Origin of the sequence: Kitasatospora sp. NPDC001603 (assembly GCF_040298365.1) — a bacterium.
Classification (GTDB): Bacteria; Actinomycetota; Actinomycetes; order Streptomycetales; family Streptomycetaceae; genus Kitasatospora.
This window is the reverse complement of sequence record NZ_JBEPAA010000044.1, coordinates 50,660-68,317: the sequence shown is the minus strand read 5'-3', so window position 1 is coordinate 68,317 and position 17,658 is coordinate 50,660. Positions and strand designations below refer to the sequence as shown.

The window sequence follows — 17,658 nt, the reverse complement described above, 5'->3', positions numbered from 1 at the left end:
TGGGGGGTGGCGGTCACACCCCCCCGCCCGCGCCCTGTTGCCCCACGCTCTGGCGGGGGGCCCGGGTGGTGGTCCCCGCCCTCCACCCCCCCCCCCCCCCCCCCGCTTCTGCGCGCCACTCGATCGGGGTATCTCGCTGAACCGCTGGACGGTCAGACCAGCGTCGGGCACTGGGCGTCGAGAAGCCCCGGCCACGGGGGGAGGCCTGTGGTGGATGACCCGACTCGACCTGCGACACAGGCTGCCTACCGTGAATGCCCGATGGTCCAGGTCATGGCAGCTGATCCGTTTCCGGTGGCGGACATGGAAGCGCTGACGTTCCAGGTCGTGGCCGAGCTGGAATCCGGCGGGCCCGTCCCACGCAAGCCGTTCGCAGTACTGGACGCTCACGCCATGCCGCGCCGCTCCTCCTCCGTTCGGTCTCCGATCGGCGTGCGCCGGTGATGCCAAGTCTGCATCTGCTGCTGCTCGGCCAGCGGTGCAGGGATCTTCCGGACCGCCTGTACCGGGCCGTCGGCCGCCGCCGCGGTGCGGCGCTCCAGCTCGGCCGTCGTCTCCCGCAGCTGCGAGGCCACAGCTTCCAGATCCTGCTGCTGGCGCTGCAGCTCAGCCGGACCGCTGCTCCCTTCGGGCCGCTCTGCCGTCCGGAGCACGTCCGACTGACGCCGGAGCAGGGCGGCCGTCAGCCGGGCGCGCTCCTCGCTGAGTTCCCGGGTGCTCATCTGCCGTGCCACAGGTCGTCACTCTCCTCTCTGTCAGCCGCCCGCGGCCGGGCGGCGGCCGGCAGCGGGCGGCTGGGGGCGCTGCTGCTGCGCCGGACGGGCCCCGGCCTTGGCCTGACGCCTGCCGGCCGGACCACGCGCGGCCGCGGCGGCAGCGAGCGGTGCATCGCCTCGTAGGGCGTCCTTGGCGAGCTGCTTCATGACTGCGAAATCCTGGTGTGCGGCGGAGGTGGTCGCGGCGGCCGCCTGCAGCGAGGCCAGGACCGCGGGTGCCGCCGCCCTGATCTGGGTGTTGCGCGTGGTCGGCTTGGGTGCCGCGGGGTCGAGGGAGTCGAGGAGGCTCTTCGTGATCTTGCCCTGTGAGGTGTTCGGTCCCACGCGCCGCAGGTGGTCTTCGGCGTAGGCGCGCAGGGTGGAGCGGACTTCGGCGGGCGTCAGGTCGGCCGGGGACGTCGGGCTGGCCGGGGACGTCGGGCTGGCGGGTTGGCCGGTGCGCGGCCCGGCGGCGGGCCGGGTGGCGGTGATCCGCTGGTCGAGGTCGGCGATCTGGTCGGGCCTGATGAGGGTGGGGCGCAGGGCCGCGCCCTGCTGCTGCGGGGGGATGGGCCCGACGGCGCCGAGGCCTTCGAGGGTGTGCAGGGCTTGTGCGGCGTCGGCGTAGCTGAGGTCGAGCCGGTCCCGGAGCATGAGGGGTGAGGCCGGTGCGCCTTCGGCGATGATGCGGGCGGCGGCCCGTAGGGCCTCCGGGGGCACGGCGTTTCCCTCGCTGAGGGCCTGCGGCCGGCCGGTGATCTCCCGGCGCAGGCCTCGGGCGACGTCCGTGAAGAGTCGGGCCGTCTCGGGTTCGGCGCCCCGGAGCTGGTCCGCTCGGGCGTCCAGGTGTCGTGCGAGGTCGGCGCGGGCGGTGATGGGATCAGGGGTGGGCCGGGAGCCTGCGACCAGCTCGGCCGGCTCCCGCAGTGCGGCATATTCGGGTAGCGGCAGCTGGCTCTGCCAGGCCGCCTCGGGTGCCCCTGCGGCCAGGGTGTCCTGGCGGTGGGTGTTGAGGACCCAGCGTTCCTGGAGCGCGAGCCGCTGCTGGGGGGCGAGGTTCGGCTGCTCGAGTTCCCGGAGGAGCGTACGTCGCTCGGTGCGCAGCGTCTGGGAGGCGCGGGAGCGGCTGAGGAAGGAGGTGTCGTCGTAGTAGCCCTCGGGTCGCACGCGGTCGGTGGGGAGGGTTCCGCGGAGGTGTTCGCGGTGCTCCTCGAGGCGGTGGCGGGCGCTGCGGGCGAGTTCGTCGGTGCGGGTGGGCGGCTTGTCGACGGCGGTGCGGCGGGTGGTGTAGTCGGCGAGGAGGTCGCTGACCTTCTCGACGGCGCGCAGCCAGAGGGTTTTGAAGAGTCCGACGGAGCGCAGGTCGGTGCCGAACCTCTCGCCGCTGTCCGCGGCTGCTTGGAGGGCGTCGGTCATGCGGTTCCAGAGGGACATGATCCCGCTCCAGGCCCGGTCGGCGGTGTTGCCGAGCCGCCGGTCGATGTCCGTCAGCCAGGTGCTGACTCCCTCGGCTGCGCGTCGCAGCCAGGGCAGGGTCTGCTCGTCGGCTTGTTCAGGGGCGGGCTCGGCCGGCGTCTGCGCTATCGCGGGCCCGGTCTCGGGGGCTGCCTCGGGTGCCTCCGGGGCCCGTTCGGTGCGCATCTCCTTGGCGAAGGCCTGCAGGTCCGCTTCGATGCCGGCCTGCTCTTGGGCGGCTTCCGGCGAGTGCTGGTGTCCCAGGACGCGGGAGCGTAGTGCGTCGGCTGCTCGGTAGAGGGTGCGTAGGGAGGTCCAGGCCGGGGATCCGCTGTGGCTGCGGGCCGCGAGTTCGTTTCCGAGGCTGAACGCGGCGGCGGCGATGCCTTGGGCGCCGAGGGCGGTGACGGCTCGGGCCAGCCGTTCGAGGCGGCCGTCCCCGGGCGCGCTCTGCAGGTGCTCGCTGATCGTGGACCAGGCGTCCAGGGCGGCGGCCTGGACGCTCTGGATCTTGATCCATTGCGGCATGTTCAGGTACCAGGCGGCGTCCCGCGCAACTGCGCCGATGGCCTCGGCGAGCGTGGCGGGGCTTTCCGGGGCGGCGGTACTTTGGGTGGCCGCGGCGTCCTGCGGAGTGAACATCTGCTGGACGTGGGAGCGGAGCGCGGCGATTTCCCGGCGCAGGGTTTCGATCTGTTCCAGGGCGGTGTCGGTGCTGGCCGCCGATTCGGTGATCGCGGTGGCTGCCGTGTCGACGAGTTGGTCCATCGGCGTTGCCTGGTTGTCGGCCGAGTGCGGTGCGGGGGTGGTGCTCGCGGAGGTGACTGCCTGTTCCGGCGTCGTGGCCTGCGACTGCGAGGGGGCGTCCGCTGTCCCGCCCTCGGCGGCCGGTCGTCGCCTGACGGTTCGAATCGCACCTCCCGGAGCCAGCGGACCGACGGCTCCGGCCTTCTCCATGACGTCGAGGAGCTTCTCGGTGGCCGCGTAGTCGATCCCCAGCTCGGCCCAGAGGGTGAGCGGGGAGGCGCTGGGAGCGAGACTGATGATGCGAGTCGCCTTGATGATCAGGTCGGGCGGCGGGTCGCTCAGGGCCGGGGCTCCGGGCCGGTCGGAAGGGCGGCCTGTGACCTCCAGGCGCAGTTGCCGGACAGTGTCGCGGAAGGCTGCCGCGACATCGGGCCGGGCGTCGGCCTCCTGCGCCGCTCGTGCCGTGAGGTGGCGGATCAGAGTCAGTCGTGCGCCGACGGGGTCCTGGCCGGCCGGGGCGCCGGCAATGAGGCGGGACGGTTCAGGGGCGGTGAAGTCGGGGTCGATCCGCACGCGGCGCTGCGTGCCGGGGAAGACCCCGTTGTCGGGCTCTCCATGGATGGCTCGGCGCTCGTTGTCGTCGCCGTAGGCATTGAGGATCCAACGTTCTTGAAGTTCGAGCTGTTCGTCGGCTGTCAGTCGGGCGTTCTTGAGTTTGTGAGCGAGCGTCGCGAGGTTGACGGCGAAGGTCGATCCCCCGTCGGGTCCCCCGGGCTTGCCGATGAACATCCGCAAGGGGTCGTCGGGCTGGCCAGCGCGGCCTGCGGGCATGGGAGTTGTCACGCTCGGTTCCTCCTTCGGGCCGGGCTCCGACCGGTTGCCCTGCTCCGGGAATGGAGGGCGGGCCTGATCGAGGATCTGCCGGACGCGTCCGATCTCCTCATAGTTCGGGTGGTCACCGGCTGCGGTGATGAGGTGGCGCACCGCCTGGTCGCCCTCGGCGCGCGCGAACATCTCTGTCGCCTCGAGGACCCGCTCCCGAAGCCCGGGCAGGTGGTCCGGCCCGTCTCCGAGACGGAACGCCAGGTCCCGCACGAGGTTGAGGAACAGCACACGTTCGAGGGGGGCGACGCTGGTAGGCAGTCGCTCGGGCAGCCGTTCGGCCCAGTAGGCCAGCCACGCGGGCGAACCGACCGGGGCGGGGGCGGGCTGCGCAGGTTTCGATGTGAGCTCAGTTGCCGAGGGCTCTGGGGGTGCGGTCGCAGGTGATGGGGCGGGGGGCGTCCCGGGCTGGGGCGGGGCGGCGGCTTCGGGTGTGGTCATGGTCGGCCTCTGGGCGCGGTCGGGGTGCGCGGTGCTCGCCGTTGCCGCTCGGGCCTCGCGCAGTTCACGCATGGAGGCATCGCCCAGAGCCTGGTCGGCGAGGTGGGACAGCTCGCGTTCGATCTCCTCCGCCAGTGTTTCCAGGTCCAGGCCGAGGGCAGCCAGGCGGGGAAGCTGGCGTGAGATCTGCTGCGGGTCGCCGGAGGCGAGGATCAGTTCGACGGCCTTCTCGGTTGCCTTCCACGCCTGGACCGGGTCGCCGATCAGCGGGGCGAGTTCGGCGTCGAGAACGGCGTCGAGGGCCGGCTGATAGTTGCTCGACATGAGGGAGTAGAGCGTGTCCGGGCCTTGCGTTTCGAAGATCCGGCCGGGGTCGTTCTTGACCGTCGGGTCGTTGCCGACGGGCAGGCGGACGGCGTAGACGCGTCCCTGCCAGCCCTTGAGCAGGTCCCAGGCTGCCCGCAGTGCCTTGTCGCCGGCTTCGTCCGGGTCGAAGACGAGAACGATGTCACGTCGCCGGTCCAGGGCTGCGAGGGCCTGCACCTGTTGCTCGGTGAGGGCGGTGCCGCACGGCCCGGCGGGGATCGGCGCCGGCCGGTCGGCGCGGCGCAGGGCCTCGCCCACGGCCACGAGGTCGAAGGCGCCCTCCGCGATGACGAACGGGCCTCGGCCGTCCAGGGCCTGGCGGTGGTGGCCGAGGCCGAGGAGGGCCTCGCCCTTGGTGTAGAGCGCGGTGTTGCGGGTGTTCACCCACTTGCGGTTGGTGTCGGATACGCGCAGGGCGCGCCCCGTAAAGGCGATCACGCGGCCGTCGCCGCTCAGAATGGGGAAGGTCACGCGGTTGCGCATGGCGTCGAACAGGCCCCGGTCGCCGTCCGCGCTGACGCCGGCGGCGAGGAGCTCGGCGTCGGTGAAGCCCTGGGCTCGCAGGGCGTCGGTCAGGTAGGTGCCCGAGCCACCGGGGGCGTACCCGATGCGCCAGTGCGCGGCGACGGGGCCCTCTGCGGGCACACCCCGTTCGGCGAGGTAGCGGCGGGCGGGCTCTGACCGCGCACCTGTGCTGAGACTGGCGGCGAGCAGCTCCTGGGCTGCGGCCAGGACCTGGTGGAGCCGCTCGTTCCCGGGTGCTGCGGCCGGTGGCGGGGCCTGCGGAACAGGGACTACTGCCTCCGGCTGGGTCTGCGGCTCGACGACTGGAGGGACGCGGAGAGCGGCAAGGAGGTCGGTCGGGTTGACGGCCCGGAGCTCGGTTGCCGTCCACGCTGCCGCGTCCGGACCGGGCGCACGGCCGAATGCGGCGGCCACCTTCACGCCGTCGGAGGTGAGGACGACGGCGAGGTGAAGGACCTGCTCGTCGATGACCGGCCCCGGTGCGGCGTCGCGTGCCAAGCGGGCCATACCCGGCTCCGAGTCCAGGACGTCCTGGTACTCCTCCAGCCTCGCGAGCAAGGCGGCCCGAACGACGGCGGCCGGGGCCTGGGACTCCAGGGAGGGTCCAGCCGCCGTCGGCTGCGCAACAACATCGACGGTGTCGGCTGCGACGGCAGTCGGTTCTTCGGCTGCGACGGCGTCCGCGGGGACGCCGACGGCTCCCGCCTCCACCTCCGGCACAGCCGAAGTCGGCTGTTCGACGATGTCTACGGTATCGGCGGCATCCGCAGTGGGCTCCCCGACTACGGCAGGAGCCGCGAGGGACGCCTCTGCTTCCGCGATCACATCCGGCACGGGCGGCACTGGTTGTGCGACAAGGGCTGGGGGCTGGGGGCGGGTGGCGCGGGCGATGGAGGTGTTGCGGGCGACAGTGCGGCTGGTGGGAGTGCCGTCGATGTCGAGATCGAGGTGCACGGCTCCCAGGTCGTCTGTCGTGGCGTAGACGACCCGGGCCGGCCGACGGGTGGGGTGTCCGGGGACGGTGATGGAGATCCAGTCGTCAACCTTGAGCTGGTCTGCCCAGGCGTGCCCGTCCTGGGGAGCTGCCCGGTCGGGGTTGTATTCGAACGCGGCCCAGTCGCGGACGAAGCGAGAGCTGTGGTGGTGGAGGTCCCGTTCGAGGCCGGCTCGGGTGGCCAGCAACAGATTCGCCAGGGTGGAGACGTGGGCACCGTGGTCGGCGAGGTGACGGGCGCAGGTCTCCTCGAAGTCCGGGTCGGCGAAGTCGAGGGGCGGGAGGGTCCCGGCGAGCGGCGGCGTGTGCAGGAGGACGGCTGCCCGGCTCGCGAATTCGACCGCCTCCGACTTGTTCACGAACCTTCGCAGGGTGGGTGGCAGTGGCGTGAGCGCTCCGCCTCCCGGCATGAGGTTCCACCCGTTGTCCGCTTGGAAGACGACGAACAGGCCGTCCGCCACCGGGGCAAGTGTCTTGGCCTGGTACGCCATTCGCAGGGCCTCGCGGCGCTGGTCGTCGGCACGCTCTGCGGCTGCGGCCAGCAGCGCGCGGGCGGTCTCCGCGTCGGTGGGCCGGGTGATGCCCGGCGGCGGCGGGAAGGTGAGGACGCCTTGGCCGGCCTTGTTCCGGGTGATAGCGACGTGGACCGGCTCGTTCGTGATGACCTCGTAGCGTCCGCTGCCGCTGCTCGGCGGCCTGACGGCCGGCTCCGCGCCATGGACGCGAACGGGACCGGCTGTGTCGACCCAGCCGTCCGGAAGGACCGCTTGGGAGGCCCGTGCCCACGCCTCGACGTCCCGCAGGCGGCGCGGCGGGCTGACGGCGTCCATCCAGAACGGTGAGGCGAAGACGGGGGTCTGGCGCCAGCCCGGGTGCGTGTGGTCGAGCGCGTCCGCGACAGCGCTCGCCTGGTCACTGCGCACGGGGCCCCGGTGCGGGCAGCTCAGGCAGGCACCGCGGTGCTCGTGCCCCCGGGACTCGACGCTCGGCCAGTGGCTGCCCGGGGCGGCATGGTCGGGAACGGCGTCGGGGTGCCCGGGCGCGATCTGCCATGCCGCCTGCTCCTGTGCTGGAGGAACGGGCGCGGCCGGCTCAGCGGCCGGCGCGGGTCCCTCTCCCGGACGAGGTTCCGGCGCAAGGAGCGCATCCTCGGCAAGGACCGTCACAGTCCTGACCGGGGCCGGGGTCAGCACCCGGTCGGGGGTTGTCACGTCCTGGCCGCTGCCGGGCGCTGTTCGGGGGGCGGGTGCGTCTGCCGGTGTACCGGTGCTGGTCGTGACGGGGGTTGCTGCGGCCGGCAATTGGGGCACCAGCGTGGCCGGAACGTGGCTCCGAGGGCGCGTCGTCGGAGCGGCGGGCTGTGCGGGCGGGGATCCGTGCTCGCGTTGGGCGCGCAAGCGTTTCGCGGTGCGGGCGAACGTGGCGTCCTCGTCCAGGCCCGGCGTGACGGCAAGGGTCTGGGCGATGGCTTCGGCCAGGTCACGGCCTTCGCGGTCCCGGAAGGCCTCGACGAGCTCGTCCACCTCGGGCGCATCCCACAAGAACGGACTGCCGTCCGCGTCGACGATGGACTCCAGCGCGCTGGCGACCATCTGGGCGTGGGTACGAGTGATGATCTTGCCGACGTGGTTGATCCTCGCCAGGAACCACGGCAACCGAATCTCCCAGCCCGCGTCCTGGCCACGCTTCGGGCGCCCGTTGAGCGGCCTTTCACCGGCTCGCATGATGACCAGGCGTCCCCCCTCCGAGAGGGAGAAGTGCTCGTCGGCCGACAGACGGATGCGTTCCTCATGGCGCATCCGGGCGGCGCGCTGGTCGTGTGCGCGGGGAATCGGCTGTTCGCGGTAGTGCTCCCGCAGCTGGTCGGCGTCGTCGAAGAACGGCAGCTCGGCGCCGTCGGTTTGGGTGCCTGCGGAGGCTGCGAGTACAGCGATGGGTTCCGGCACGGCGGCCCCCCACGAGCGGAGGGAGCCGGCGAGCTGGTGGAGCGCCCGGGACGCTCGGCGAGGGTTCTTGGTCCGCTCGGGGGCGCCGAGGGCGAGGGCGGCGATCGTGCGCCCCCACTCCCCCAAGGCCGCCCTTCGCAGGACACCGGCGGGGTCCGCTTCGGGATCGGACCCGTCGGGACCCTCAAGCGCTTGGCCGGCCGGAAGCGCGACGACGACGGCGGCATTGACGGTGCGCGGCCGCCCGGTGACAAGGTCGGTGGCCCGCCACGGACCGGCGCCGGCCTCGAGGAGACGCGCGATGGTGTAGCTGCCGTCGTCGTTCTGCACGCGGACGTCCTGGCCCTGCCCGAGTGGGCCGGGAGTCGCGGAGAACATCCAGCCTTCGGTAACCTCCAGATCGATTCCGGTCGCCCGCGCCGCGGCGCCGGCGGCCAACGCGCCAAGTTCGGCATCGGGTGTCGCCTCCAGGCGCCCGGCAAAGTGTTCGGCGAGGGTGTGGAGGTCGCGGGCGGCCCTGCGAACCGACTTCAGCGGGTGTCCGGCGTCTACCCTCGCCTCGATCCGGACGTTGTGGTCCTTGTCGCGCGAGGCCCTCTGAGCGGCATGCCGCTTCGCGTCGTCCGGGTGGCCGGCCAGGACGCGAGCGGCCGCGACCATCTCCGACGGCGGGGCCAGGAACTCCACTGTTAGGGCAGCGGCGGGAACCGCTCCGAAGTCGGACCGGGCGGCCGTCAGGATGCTCTTCGACGCCTCCTCCGCCGTGATCTCGTACTTGCCGATCAGGGCGTCGAGGAGCACCAGTGCCTGCCGCAGTCGCTGGTGCGCGCCGAGCAGGGTGCCCGGGTCCGTGAAGGGACCGTTTTCGTCCAGGCTCGACTCCGCCGCTCGCTCTGGTTCAGCGGTCGGCTGGTCCGGGGGTGGGACGGTGGCGGCGGTGATGATCCGGGTGCCTCGCCGTGCCGCATATACGGCGGCGACGTTGTGGAACTCGCCGTTGGTGGTGCGCAGGGTGTTGGGGTTGGCGTCGGCGACGGTCAGCCAGTCGTTGTCCTCGATCAGGACGTCGTCGCCCGCTTGGAGGGGTTGCGCGGCCCAGAGGGCCACCCGGCGGTGGAAGGGCAGGGCGGCGAGCACGGCGCGCAGGCGGCGGCGTTCGGCGGGCGTCAGGTCGGCGGGCGTCAGGTCGGCGGGCGTCAGGTCGGCGCCGTCCGGCCGGCTCGACGCCTGCGGCTCCGGTGCGGCTTGGGCCTCCACCGCGGGCGGGGCCAGCAGGACAGGCTCGGGAGCGGGCGCCTCCGGGGTCTTGGGCATGACGGCGGCGATGTCCGCAGCAGAGAATTCGATGGTGCGGGCGTGGCGGGTGTGACCGGTGTAGCGGTCGCCGACCGGGTCTTGGGTGACGGAGTCGACGGTCACCGTGCTGTAGCTGGTGGTGGCGGGCCGGGTCATGCGCGGCGAGTACCTGCCGGGTGTGGCCGGCGTGTCGGGCCGGGCGAACGGGCCGTCCAGGTCGATGACGCGCACCTGGTCGCCGACCGCCAGCTGCGGAGGGATCTGGTCGTGGGTGATCGCGGTCCACCCGGCAGGGGCGGCCTGGCGGGAAGTTGCCCGCTCGTGCGTGTCGGCGGCCAGCTCGATGCGGGCCCGGCTCAGTTCGGTCCGCGGCTCGCCGCCGAACAGCGAGTGCTTGGCAACCGTGCCGGTGACGAGGACCTGGTCCCTGTTCGCGACGGGGCTGCCTTCGGGATTTGACAGGACCAGGAACTGGCCGGCGGCGGTGCGCAGCCGGACGAGGAGTGCGGGGCCCTTGGCGCCGTTGACGATGTCGGTTTCGGCGACTTCGGCCAGGAGCGGGCCGAGTTGCTGGCCGGGTCGGCCGATGTAGGGGTCGCCTTCGCGGATGGTGGGCGCTTCGTTCACCGGTTCCCCGTCCGAGGGCTGGGTGGAGGTTGACGGGTCGCCGCCGGCGGGGTCGGTCGTGGACGTCGGTTCGGGTGTCTGCGCGGTGTGGGGTGTGGGTGCGGTGGTGTCGTCGAGTGCCTGGGCCTGCTGGCTGTCCTGGTGGGGGGTGGCCCAGGGGTCGGGCTCGCCCGGGCGCGGCAGGGTGACGCGGCGGGTCTGCGCCTCGTGGGCCTTCAGGGGTAGCCACAGTGCGAGGCGTTCGAGGACCTGCTTGCGGCGACGCTCGGCCGATGGGGTGCTGTCGTCGATGACGATGGCGTTGGCGGCGCTGCGCGCGGCCTCGGCGTAGGCGTGCATCTGTGCGGAGCTGAAGACGTACCGGAGCCACACTCCGGGCCTGAAGGTGATCGGTTCAGGGCCGTCCTCACGGTCTGCCGGGAGGTGCAGCAGGTTGAGCTCGCGGACCCGGGCTTCGGTGAGGGTCAGCTCCTCGTGGGCTTCGCCGGGCATGACGGGGCGCTTGTCGCTCTTCAGGCCGTAGGCGTGGTCGTAGGCGGCGGCCTGGGCTGCCCGGAACTGCGGGATGCCCGCGGTGTCGGGCATGGCGTCGTGCCACTGCATGAGGTGGGGGTTGCCGCCGCGGGCGTCCTGACCCCACCAGTAGCGGCGCCCCTTCGGGCCGGTGCGTGCCCGGATCCAGCCGATGACGTCGCCGTCCGCGTTGGTGACGAGCCCGTGGCCGGCGGCTTCGTCGAGGTGCGTCAGGCGGGCTCCGTCGTCGGCGAGGTCGATGCCTTCGGTGGTGGCCGCCTGGGCCAGGGCCGCGGGCCAGTGCTCGCGGGAGCGCTGGGGTGTGGGCTCTTCTCCCGGGCGCCACAGCTCGCCCACCGGCCGCTCGGTGAATCCGTCCTGGGTTTGGACGTGGGCCATGCCCTCGTCGTCGACCGCGAAGAACCGGCCGACGAGGCCCTGGTGGCCGTGGACTTCCTCTCCGAACTCGAAGGAACTGGGCACGGTCGCGGCCGGGGCTGTCTCGCGGGCGTCGGACCCGCTCGCAGCCGGCTCCTCATCGGTCTTGTCCGTCGCCGTGTCCTGGTCAGGAAGGGGCTTGGAGCGGACCGGCTGGTGCCACTGGCGTTCTTCGGCCTCCGCCTGGGTGATCAGGTCGGCTCGGTTGCTGCCCTGCCGGTCGGCTGTGGCGGCGTCCGCGGCCTGGTTCTGCTGGGTCTTGGTTTCCCCGCGCTCGCGCGATGCCCGCTTGGCGGCTCGGGCGGCGCGCTTGTCGCCGTCGGCGAGGGCCGCCTCGTACAGTGCTGCCTTGACATCCGGAACCGGCTGGCCCGCGTCGACGGCGGGCCCGACCAGCGTCCACACGAGTTCGTTGAGCCGGTCCTGCCAGTCGACCCAGCTCCCGGCTCCCCCGGAAAGCCTGTGGGCGACGCTGGGTACCTCGCGGTTGAACGAGTCGTCGCCGGTGAGGCGGTGCGCGAGGTGCTGGTGGCAGATCACCACCGTGCCGTGGGAAGTTCCGTCTGCGGCCAGGACTTCCACCAGGAAGCGGCGGTCCTTGGCGCTGGAGGCGCAGGACCCCAGGTGCTTGGGTCCTCCTTCTGCGCAGGGCTCGTCCATCTCGCGGTGGGTGCTGACGACCCGGAGGCGGTCGTCGGGTAGGTTGAGCAGTCCTTGGTAGGTCAGTTCATGGGCTGCGAGTTCAAGGCGGATTCCGTCGCTGTACCGCCGGTTGGGGTTCTCCCCCAGGCGGCCACGCTGATGGGTTTCCCAGCCCCACGGGTAGTCGGCCGCGATGCCTTGGCGCCCGAAGCGCGCCACCCGCATGACGCCTGACTCCACCTCCTCCATCTCGATGGTGACCGAGAACGGCACCTGCTTCTGCAGGTGTCCCCAGCGCTTCCACCGCGCGGCCGCCAGCGCCTGCGACTGGCTGTCGCGCCGGATCCAGGCCAGCACCACATCCTGGGTCGGGTTGTCGCCGATCCACCGGTAGCCGCCGTTGATGGGCGAGTGCGACCAAGGCATCCACGTGACGTGCCAGCGGTCAGGTTTGGTGACCTCGTTCGTCAGGCGGTACTCGTAGCCCTCCTGGCTGGTGAAGACCCAGTCCTCGCCCGGGTGCGGGTGGAACCGGTCGTATTCCGGGCCTACCGGGTGCTCGTAACGCGTGACCGATTCGCCGGGTTCCAGCCGGGTGTGGATGCTGTCCACAGGATCGGTGTGGGTGCCGTCCGCCTGTGCGCCGGGGAGAGGCACGCCGTTCGGCTGCGACATGGGCGGATTGGGCCCGGGCGCGACGGCACTCCGCGCGATGGCGTCGAAGATCACCTGCCAGTCGGTGGAGGTGGCGACGGCCGCACCGCCCGGCCCCACCACGTCGAGCGGTTCTCCCTCCGTGATGGTGTCGCGGGTCACTCGGAACGACGTGTCGCCGCGGGTCACGGTCCAGGAGTTGTCCCCGTGGTCGACGAGGGTCATGCCGGTCGGCGGGATCGGGTGGCCGCCCTCGGTCGTCAGATCGAGGCCGAGTTGTCCGGCGTGGGTGTCCTCGGTGATGACAGACCGCTGGGGCGATGTCTGCTCTCGTGGGGGCTCAGGTTCACCGGCGACCATCGGTGCGTTCGGGCCCGCGGCGACCACGGTGATGGGCGGGGTGCCGTAGGGGTCTGCGGACAAGGGGTCTGCAACTTCTTGAGCGGCCGGGGCCGGGATTCCGAAGTCGCGCTCCTGCATCGCGAGCCAGCTGCGGCCGCCCGCCACCTGGACCACACCGACGGCGGTGCGGGAGGTACCCAGGTTCGCCGTGTCGGCGGGGACCTGCTCGGTGAAGGTCTGTCCGTTCCGTTCTCCGCCGACGGTCAGAGAGCCGTCGTCGGCCCGTTCGACCGAGCGGAGGATGAACGGCTCGCCCCAGCGATCGGGGGCGACGGCGAGTTCGCCCCGGCCTGCGATCTCCGGGCGGGGCAACCGAACGGTCTCGCCAGGGGCGACCTGGGACCAGCCCGCGTAGCTCCAGCCGGCCGGTGTCCGGTCCTCGTGGCGCCGGCGCAGCTCGTGGACGCCTGCGACCGCGTCCGGGACCGCTCCGAAGATCATGTCCAGCGCGGAGCCGCCGTCGACGTCGATGGCCGCGAAGCCGTTTCCGGCCGGCACGACGCAGCCGACCAGGACGCCGCCCTCGTCGGTGACCCGGACCAGGTGTGGGGGTGCGTGCTCGGGGTCGGCCATCCATCCGCGCAGTTGGGCGCGTTCCTGCTCGCGGATGACGTTGCGGCCGCGGTGCTGCTCGGCGCGCTGGGCGAGCAGGGTGCGCCGTCGTTCGATGAGCGGTTCGTGTGTCGGGTCTTCGGCGGGCAGGTCGAGGCTGGTGAGTTCGGCGGTGACCTCGGCGGAGGTCATCTTGGCCGGGTCGAGCGAGCCGGGGCGGGCATGGCCGGTGGGGACCGGCGAGTCGGCGGTGGTGATCCGGCCGGCCCGGCGGCGGGCGATCACCCATCCCGTCCGGACGGGGGCGGAGTCGCCGGTGTCGAGGGAGGTCGTCTGGACGGTGCGGACGCTCTGCCACCAGCCCCGGGCGAGGAGGATCTCGTCGCCGGGCTGGAAGTCGACGGGCGACCAGCGGCGCGCGCGGCCGTCCGCGGTGTCGGCTTCGAGTCCGCGTCGTTCGTCGGCGGTGAGCTGATCGACCGAGTTGCTGTGGCGGCCGCCGGGTTCGAGGGCGGCCGCCCGGTCGGCGGCGTCGAGGTAGACGGGGATCTCCCGGCCCAGGTCCGCCAGGCGCTCGACCAGCCACGTGACCCGCGTATCGCGCTTGATCCGCTGCTTCCAGGTCGTCGGCAGTTCCCAGACCTGCACCAGTCCGCCGGCGGTGACGCGCCTGAACCCGCCGACGCCCTTGCGGACCTGGTCGAACTCCTTGTCCTTGGGATCGACACCGTGCAGGCGCGTGACGAATCCGTTGTGCTCGATCCACAGCTGCGCCTCGACCGGGACGGCGGCCCGTGTCGGCACGGCGGGCGTCGCCTCGACGCCCTGCACGGGTGCTTGGTCGACGGCCTGCTGCACGGGCTGCTCGGTGGGGGGCTGCGGTGGCGGCGTGCGGTGCGCGAAGTCGAGGAGCGCTCGCTTGGTGGTCGCGTTGACGATCTCCCAGGTCCCCGCGATGCGGTAGCCGGACCTGGTGGCGAATGCTTCCGCCCGGTCGGTGGGGACTGCGGCGATGTCGCTGGCAGGCTTGGGCGACGCCCGCCGGAACCTGGAGCCGCCGGAGGGAATGAGCCCGGCACCGTCCGACTGGCGGATCTTGTACTCGCTCAACCCTGTGGCGGGATCCACGGCGATGTACACCCGGCTCATCAAGGGGGGTGTGTAACCCTCCGATTCCTCCAGCAGGGAGTCAACGGCGTTGCCCCGCCGGGGCTGGGCGTGGCGGCGCAGGACGTGCAGCATCTCCTCGCGGCTGGCCGCCTCCAAGTTGCTGCCGTCGGCGGTGGCCATGTGGACGATCTCGTCGTTGCCGACGTCGTAGGTCCGGCCGCTGCTGGTGAACAGCAGCCTGGGGCCGGGAAGCCACTCATGCTGCTCGTCGTCCGTGGTCAGCACTTCGGGCCACAGGCCGGTGTCCGCCGGCAGCTCGAACAGCTCGGCCGCGTGACGAACCGCCTGCGATACCAGGCCATCGGCGTCCGGGGCTGTGGCGATGGGTGTCGAGCCGCCGAGCGAGAGGATCCACTGCACGGCGCCGCTTTCGTCCTGCGTGAGCTGCGCGGAGAAGCGCAGTCCGTCGACGGTGATGGCGGCCGCGCTGGCGTGGTGGCGCTCCATCCGGACCAAGGGGGGCAGGGAAGCGGTGTCCTGCGTGTTGAGTGCTGGCTCGGTCTCGCGGACCTCGACCCCGCCGCTGGGAAGGGTGGTGACCGGTCCTGGCACAACGGTGGGGGCGGGGAGCTGTTGATCGCCTGCCTCTGGCGCGGGCACCGCCGGCGTCGGTGCGGGGCTGTCGAAGTCGAGCTGTTCCTGCCCCGCCGGCTGAGCATTGGCCTGGCGTTCCTGGCGCTTGGCCGACGTGGTGCCCGGCCGGTACAGGACGGGCGTGCCTGCCGGCATCGCGACGATCGCCGAGGCGGGGAAGACGAAGGGGAAGCCCGGCGTCATGGACTCGTAGTACTCGCGCCCGGTGAGCGGGCCAATGCGCGTGGAGAGGTAGGTGTTGCCGCGTCCGCGGACACGGACCCTTTCGCCGCCCTGGAGGTCGAGGTGGTCACCGACGACTTCCTCCCACCCCCCGGGGGCGGGGGCTTCTGTGGGCTCATCACCTGTCGGGGCGATCGCGTCGCCGTCGGCGTGGGCCCGGATCAGCGCTGCCCGCTCCGCGGCGGCCTGCTGATGTGCCTGCACCCGAGGTTCGGCGAGCAGGCGCGAAGCGAGGTCCTGTTCGTCGGGGCCCGCGTCGACGACGTATTCGGTGAGGGGGTGGACGCCGTCCAGATGCCGGCCAGCGGAGGAGAATGCCTGGCCTTCCTCGGGAAGCCAGGTGTAGAGGCGCAGGTTCGTCGAGCCGCGTTCGGGTCCGGTGCCCACCACGAGGAAGGGCCGGCCGAACAGCTTGGTCCCGCTGTACGGGGGGCGGACCTCGCGGGCGATCTGGCCCGGCTGCAGCTCGCCGGCGCGCAGGATCCGGCTGGTGGCGGGCAGCTTCGCGGCCCAGTCCGGCGTCGGAGCGGGTCCCTGGGGGGCGGTGGCGCGAATCCGCCGCTGAGTCACGAGGTGATCGTGTCCCTCGCGGTCGCGGACCCACCAGGCCACTGCGTGCTCGGCCATGGTGACGTGGCCGTACGGGATGTGGACACCGTCGCGGGTGTAGACCTCGACGGTGTCCCCGGGTACCCAGCCGTCCTGGGCCGGGAACGGGGCGAGGAAGTCCGGGATCCGTCCGGCCGCGGCGTCTGCCGCTGCCTTAGCGACCAAGTCGGCGTTGCGGGCCGCACCACGCTTCCCGATGGCGAGGTCCTCCCGCATGTCGGGCTGCTTCATCCGGGCGGTGGCCCGGGCGACGACGGCCGAGTCGTGGGACAGGGGGACCATCGCGCGGGGGGCGAGACGGAGAGTGCGACCGTTGGTGCTGGTGCCGAGGTTGGAGAGATGGATGTCGTACAGCCCGTCGGGTCCCAGGTCCAGACTCGTGACGACGCGGGGGATCCCGAACTCGGTCTTCCCGTTGCGGTGCTCGACGGTGAGAACCACGTCACCGATGGCGAGGTCGGACGCCCGGGCCGGTCCGTAGCCCTCGGGCAGGGCCTCGGCCCAGGCGGGCGGGATGACCGGTTCGTCGTCCCGGTACCAGGCATCGCGGACGCCGACCTGGTGTGAAGTGCCGTCGCTGTCGACCAGGGCGTAGTTCGGCCACTGGACCTCCTGGAACTCCCCGCGGGCGAGCGACCCGTCTGCCGCGCGGAAGTACGCGGGGTCGCCCGCGGCCCAGGCGCGGTACGGCGCGGTGCCGGCAATGAAGTCGTCCTCCGCGGACGGACCCGGGACGGGCCCCTCGGCCGCAGGTGCGTTGGCTGCCATGGGCGCGCTCTTGTCCACTGCGTTGGCGGGGGTGAGTTCGAGGCCGGGCAGGACCTGTTCGGTGGGCGGCGATATCCAGGTGTCCGCTTCCGGCACGGCCACGACGCGCGTGATCGAGAACCGCAGGTGCGGTCCCACGGTGTCGTACCAGCCGTTGGAGTCGGGGCCGTCCTGGACGGTGACGTTCTCGTAGCTGCTGTTCTTGCCGTCGCCGCGGCGGATGCGGACCATGTCACCGGCGAACAGGCGCTCCGGCGCCTGGTCCAGGGGCCGCCAGCCCGCGGGTGCCGGGTCGGTAGGACTGGCCGTCTCCGTGACGGCCGCCGGTCGGACGGGAGCGCCGATGTTCAGGACGAGTTGTTCCTGGGTGAGGACCTGCACCCGGGTGCCGAGCGGCACGAACGGAATGTCCAGGCCGTCGGGGTCCTCAATCCACAGCCGGTGTCCGGTGACGGTTCCCTCGTGCGAGCGAACCGTCGCCGTCGAGTACCCGGTGAGCCGGCCTTGGGCCCAGGTCCGCTCCCCGGCCAAGAGGTAGGGCGCCCGCACGAGGTCGCCGATCACGAGCTGGTGTGCGAGGACTTCCTTCGGCCGGCCATCGACACCGCTCTGCCCGTGCAGGCGTGCCGTCGCGGGGAGCTCGGTCAGCGGGTCGGGCTCGTGAAGTGGCGGCAGGGGGGTGAAGGCGGCGTCGAGGGCTTGTGCTTCGGTGCTCAGGGCCTGGGCCACCTGTGTCAGCAGCACGCTCGGGCCGGTGCCCGGCTGGGCGGTGTCCGCTGCCTCGCGTGTGGCGTCCGCGAGCGTGTGCAGGTGGGCGCTGGTGACCGGCAGGCCTCCGTGGGACAGCGGGTGGCCCGCGGTGGCGTTGCGCGACCACGCGGTGGCGGCCTCGGCGAGCTGCGGATTGTCGCTGGTGCGCCAGGCGACGGCCAGCGGGGCGATCTGCTGCAGTTGCTCGGCGTTCAGGGCGGGGGCGGCGAGGACCCGCGTCGGCTCGGGAAGCGGCGTGGAGGTGTGCCAGGCGGTCCAGACGGCGGCGCCCACTGGGTCGCTCCACCGG

Annotated in this window: 2 protein-coding genes (1 of these 2 running past the window's edge); both read right to left on the bottom strand. The window is 72.3% G+C overall.

Features of this window, described 5'->3' with window-relative positions; translation table 11 throughout:
- Positions 1-386 precede the first annotated feature (386 nt).
- A complete protein-coding gene (locus ABT263_RS25420) occupies positions 387-734 on the bottom strand; it encodes a hypothetical protein (protein WP_352293608.1) in 348 nt (115 codons plus the stop codon).
- Between the two features lie 21 nt (positions 735-755).
- On the bottom strand, positions 756-17,658 hold the final stretch of the coding sequence (locus ABT263_RS25415) for a DUF6349 family protein (RefSeq protein WP_352293605.1). Its footprint extends 18,878 nt past the window's final position; only the last 16,903 of its 35,781 coding nucleotides appear in the window; the start codon falls outside the window, past its right edge; it ends in the stop codon at positions 756-758.